Annotated in this window: 6 protein-coding genes; 2 read left to right on the forward strand and 4 right to left on the reverse strand. The window is 72.6% G+C overall.

Translation table 11 applies throughout. The features are described from left to right. A partial coding sequence (locus tag E1264_RS40470) for a zf-HC2 domain-containing protein (protein ID WP_132182531.1) occupies window positions 1–117 on the reverse strand: 117 nt, incomplete at its 3' end. Continuing rightward, a complete protein-coding gene (locus E1264_RS40475) occupies window positions 114–716 on the reverse strand; it encodes a sigma-70 family RNA polymerase sigma factor (protein ID WP_132182533.1) in 603 nt (200 codons plus the stop codon). The genes E1264_RS40475 and E1264_RS40470, both read right to left, overlap by 4 nt. 100 nt (window positions 717–816) lie before the next feature. On the opposite strand from E1264_RS40475, the gene E1264_RS40480 reads away from it, so the two are divergent. Both E1264_RS40480 and E1264_RS40485 read left to right on the forward strand, forming a co-directional pair. Next, on the forward strand, window positions 817–2,439 hold the full coding sequence (locus tag E1264_RS40480; protein WP_347813456.1) for a molybdopterin-dependent oxidoreductase: 1,623 nt from the start codon (window positions 817–819) through the stop codon (window positions 2,437–2,439). Window positions 2,440–2,489: 50 nt separating this feature from the next. Then, window positions 2,490–3,137: a fasciclin domain-containing protein gene (locus tag E1264_RS40485; RefSeq protein WP_132182535.1), complete on the forward strand. Its 648-nt coding sequence runs from the start codon at window positions 2,490–2,492 to the stop codon at window positions 3,135–3,137. A gap of 123 nt (window positions 3,138–3,260) precedes the next feature. Here the strand turns inward: E1264_RS40485 and E1264_RS40490 are convergent, their stop codons facing one another. Together E1264_RS40490 and E1264_RS40495 are read right to left on the reverse strand one after the other, a co-directional pair. Next, a complete protein-coding gene (locus E1264_RS40490) occupies window positions 3,261–3,878 on the reverse strand; it encodes a DedA family protein (RefSeq protein ID WP_132182537.1) in 618 nt (205 codons plus the stop codon). Window positions 3,879–4,128: 250 nt separating this feature from the next. Further along, window positions 4,129–4,580: PrsW family glutamic-type intramembrane protease (locus E1264_RS40495; RefSeq protein ID WP_132182539.1), on the reverse strand; the 452-nt coding region annotated here is incomplete at its 5' end.

Here is a 4,580-nt window from a genome sequence, read left to right on the forward strand (position 1 = left end):
GGTCTCGTCGGCGCAGGTGGTGCAGCCCGACAGGTGGCGCTCGAAGCGGCGCCGCTCGGTGTCGCCGAGCGCGTCCAGGACATAGGGGCCGGCCAGGTCGTGCGGGTCGTGGGTCATGGCCGGACTCCCAGGCAGTCACGCAGCCGGATGAGTCCGTCCCGCATCCGGGTCTTGACGGCGGCGAGGCCGACGCCGAGCAGTTCGGAGACTTCGCGGTAGGTGTAGCCGCCGTAGTAGGCCAGGGTGATCGATTCGCGTTGGGTCTCGGTGAGGCTGCGCATGCAGCGGCGCACCTGCTGGTGTTCCAGCCGGGTGCCGACCTCTTCGGCGACCTCGTCGTAGTCGGGCGCGGGCGCGGCGGTGCGCTCCTCGCGGTCGCGGTCGGCCTGGCTGGAGCGGACCCGGTCGACGGCGCGGCGGTGCGCCACGGTCAGGGCCCACGACGTCGCGCTGCCGCGTTCGGGGCGATAGTGAGACGCTTTGCGCCACACCTCGACCAGCACGTCCTGCGCGATCTTCTCCGCCTGCGCCGGGTCGCGGACGACCCGCAGGGCCAGCCCGTAGACCGGCCTGGACAGCTGCTCGTACACCTGCCCGAACGCGTCCTGGTCGCCGCGAGCGACCCGGCCGAGCAGCTCGGCCAGTTCGGGCGGTTCCCCGGGCACGTCACCGATCGGTTTCAGTGTTCTGGGCGGCTTGCCGGTCGGCTGGGTCATCTCCACACCGGTGGTTCGGTGCCGACGCCCTCATGGATGGGCCCGGAACTCGTCGAAGAATTCGACCCATCCGCCCGTCGCCCGGCCCCGAACACCCGGTGTGACAGCGAGACGGGCGACCGGGCGACTGCGGTGGGTCACCGCTGCTCTGTGCGGGCTGCTCGCCGCGGCCGTCGCGATGGGAGTCGCGGAGCTCGCGGCCGGTGCGCTCGGACGCGCGTCGTCCTCTCCGCTACTGGCCGTCGGCGCGGGCTTCATCGACCTCACGCCGGCGTGGTTGAAGGAATTCGCGGTCCGCCGGTTCGGGAGCAACGACAAGACGGTCCTGTTGATCGGCCTCGGCACCGGGATCGCCGTAGCCGCGCCGGCCATCGGGTTGCTCGGCCGGCACCGGCTCGCCTGGGGCCTGATCGGGCTCGCCGCGTTCGGAGTCGTCGGGGTCGTTGCCGCGCTGACCAGGCCGGTCGCCGAACCGCTCGACGCGGTACCGGCCGCGGTCGGCGCGCTCGCGGGCATGGCCGCCCTCACCCTGCTGACACCCGGAACCCGCCGGCGTCCCACCCCGGCTCCCGTGTCCCGCGACGCGGCTCACGGCACCGCCACCCCGGCCGGCGGCGACGCGACCGGGGCCACGGGAGTCCCGGCCGCCGGAGCCGAGATCGGTCGGCGCCGGGTGCTGCTGACGGGTGCGGGGGTGATCGGCGTCGCCGCGGTGAGCGGGGTATCCGGGCGTGCGCTAGTGCGCCGCGGCGACGTCTCGTCAGCCCGGGCGGACGTGCGGCTGCCGCGTCCGGCCGTCCCGGCGCCTCCGGTCCCGGCGGGCGCACAGGTGCGGGTCCCTGGCATGACGCCGTTTCGCACCTCCACCTCTGACTTCTACCGGGTCGACACCGCGCTCGTCCTGCCCCAGGTCGATCCCCGGGACTGGACGCTGCGGATCCACGGCATGCTCGCCCGCCCCGTCGAGCTGACGTTCGACGACCTGCTGCGCCTGGCGCTGATCGAACGCGACATCACCGTGTCGTGCGTGTCGAACCAGGTCGGCGGCGACCTGGCCGGGAACGCCCGCTGGCTCGGCGCGCCGCTCGCGCCGCTGCTCCGCAGGGCCGGGGTGCGGCCGGGCGCCGACCAGATCCTGTCCCGCTCGTCCGACGGCATGGCGCTCAGCACCCCGCTGGAGACCGTGCTGGACGGCCGCGACGCGCTCCTGGCCGTGGGGATGAACGGCGAGCCGCTGCCGATCGCGCACGGCTTCCCCGCCCGCATGGTGGTGCCCGGCCTGTACGGATACGTGTCGGCGACCAAGTGGGTCGTCGACCTCAAGATCACCCGGTTCGCCACCGACCAGGCGTACTGGACCAAACGCGGCTATGCCGAACGCGCGCCCGTGAAGACCTTCTCCCGCATCGACGTCCCCAAGCCGTTCGCCCGCCTCAGAGCCGGACCCGTCGCCGTCGCCGGTACCGCCTGGGCCCAGCACCGCGGCATCGACGCCGTCGAGTGGCAGGTCGACGGCGGGCCCTGGCGTCCGGCGCGGCTCGCCCCGGCCCCCGGCATCGACACCTGGCGGCAGTGGGTCGCCGAGTGGGACGCCGCCCCGGGCTCGCACACGCTCCGCGTCCGCGCCACCGACAGGACCGGAACCACCCAACCCGAGCGCCGGTCACCGCCCTTCCCGGACGGGGCCACCGGCTGGCATTCGGTGGTGGTCACCGTGACCTGACCGCCGCGGCCGACGAGACCGACAGCTCTCCAACCCCGAAGAAGTCCACCATGAAGCGCACACGAATCGCCGTTGGCGTCCTGACCGCGACGGCCCTGACCGCCGGGCTCACCGCCTGCTCCGGCGGAGACGACGTCAACGGCTCCAGCGCCGCGTCCCCTGGCACGTCCGCTCCCGCCCCGTCCGGCACCGGCACCGGCGCCGCGGCGCCCGCGACGGACACGCCGTTCGGCCCGGCGTGCTCGGCCGTCCCCGCGTCCGGCACGGGCAGCTTCAGCGGCATGTCCACCGACCCCGTCGCGACCGCCGCGTCCAACAACCCGGTCCTTTCCACGCTGGTCAGCGCGGTCAAGCAGGCCGGGCTCGTCGACACCCTCAACTCCGCCCAGAACATCACCGTGTTCGCGCCGACCAACGACGCGTTCAAGAAGATCCCCAAGGGCACGCTCGACAAGGTGATGGCCGACAAGGAGACGCTGAAGGGCATTTTGGCCTACCACGTCGTCGGCCAGAAGATCACGCCGGGCGGCCTGTCGGCCGGCGGCTTCGACACACTGCAGGGCGCCGCCCTGACCACCGGCGGCTCGGGCGATTCCTACACGGTCGGCAAGGACGGCGCGAACGTGGTGTGCGGCAACGTCCAGACCGCCAACGCCACCGTCTACATCATCGACTCCGTCCTGATGCCGCCCAAGTAGCCAGCCGGTACGGGCAGACGGCCGGGGCCCCTGTGCGGTGGGGGCCCCGGCCGCTGGGCGCCCATACAGGAGGTGGTGCCGACGCGCGCGGCGGCGCGTTCGTCGTCGAGCCGGACCGGACGATCAGCCTCGGTCTTTGCCGCGGCGGTTCCGTGCGCGCAGGTAGCGGCCCGCCTCGACGAGTGCTGTGGCCGCCAGTGCGAGGCCGAGCCCGAGGAGGAGCCCTCTGAGCGGGTGATCCCGGAACGCCGCGCCGCCCAAGTAGCCGATGAGGGCGGAGTAGGCCGCCCACAGGATCACGGCGAGCGCGTCGAAGGAGGTGAACGAGCGCAGCGGATACCGCACGATGCCCATCAGCAGTGTCGCGGTGGTCCGTCCGCCTGGGATGTACCGGGCGACGACGAGGAGGAGACCGCCTCGCTCGGCGAGGATCCTTTGGGCGTGGTCGTATGCGGCACGTCTGCGGGCCCCGGCCCGTATCCAGCGTTCCAGACGGCGCCCGGCGAAGCGGCCGACGGCGTAGGAGACGTGGTCACCGCAGAAACCGCCGGCGGCCGCGGCGCCGATGACCAGCAGGAGGACCGTGTGCCCGCTGGCTGCGAACACACCGGCGGTGACGATCAGAGTCTCGCTGGGGACCACGGGGACCAAGGCGTCGAACAAGGCGAGCCCGAACAAGGCAGCGTAGATCCACGGCGACGTCATGATCCCCTGCAGGGCGTTCAGGATGGCATCGCTCACGGCCGGAAATCCATCGTCAGTGTGGTTCACCTGGGCAGGACGACTGTCCTCCCACGGGACCTGGTTCCCGATCAGCGAGTCCGAAGCTCACCAGGTGAGATCCAGGACCTGTATTGACGAACGGGATGCCATTGGGCGCTTCACCCGGACCACCCGGCCCCCCGAGTCCGGGGCGTGACAGCACCGCGAACCTGCCCGCTACGGCGCCGCAGAGGTAAGGGACACCGTCGTGAAGGCATTTCGTCACGACTCAGCGGCTCGCACGCCGGGTGACCAGGAAGGGCAGGTCCGGTCGCGTCGGCGCGCTCTGCGACCGCCGCTCGGTGTGGTTCAGACGCCAGGTCACGAGGAGGAGCGCGGCGAGGCTGATGCCGCCGATGGCGAGGTAGGCGGCACCGCCCCCGCTGGCGTCCCAGAGGGCGTGCAGGGTGACCACGCCCGCGAAGACGAGGGCGAAGCGCAGCAGCGCCAGGCCGTGGTGCCGGCTGTTGCGGACGGCGACGAGCGCGGCGGTGGCCAGCCCGGTCCAGGCGGCGTGCCCGCCGGGCTCGGTGATGGCGCGGGTGAGCAGGAGGTGGGTCACCGAGAGCAGGTCGCCGTGCGTGCCGAGGAGGGCAACGAAGGCGTAGCCCATGGTTTCCAGGGCGGCGAAGCCGCTGCCGACGGCGACGCCGAGCAGGAGGCCGTCGATGGTGCGGGTGG

It is taken from the genome of Actinomadura sp. KC216, assembly GCF_004348535.1.
Classification (GTDB): domain Bacteria; phylum Actinomycetota; class Actinomycetes; order Streptosporangiales; family Streptosporangiaceae; genus Spirillospora.

Bases quoted from the DNA above. Each gene is read 5' to 3' on its own strand.
- E1264_RS40475 (WP_132182533.1), bottom strand. From the start codon at position 716: ATGACCCAGCCGACCGGCAAGCCGCCCAGAACACTGAAACCGATCGGT.
- E1264_RS40485 (WP_132182535.1), top strand. From the start codon at position 2,490: ATGAAGCGCACACGAATCGCCGTTGGCGTCCTGACCGCGACGGCCCTG.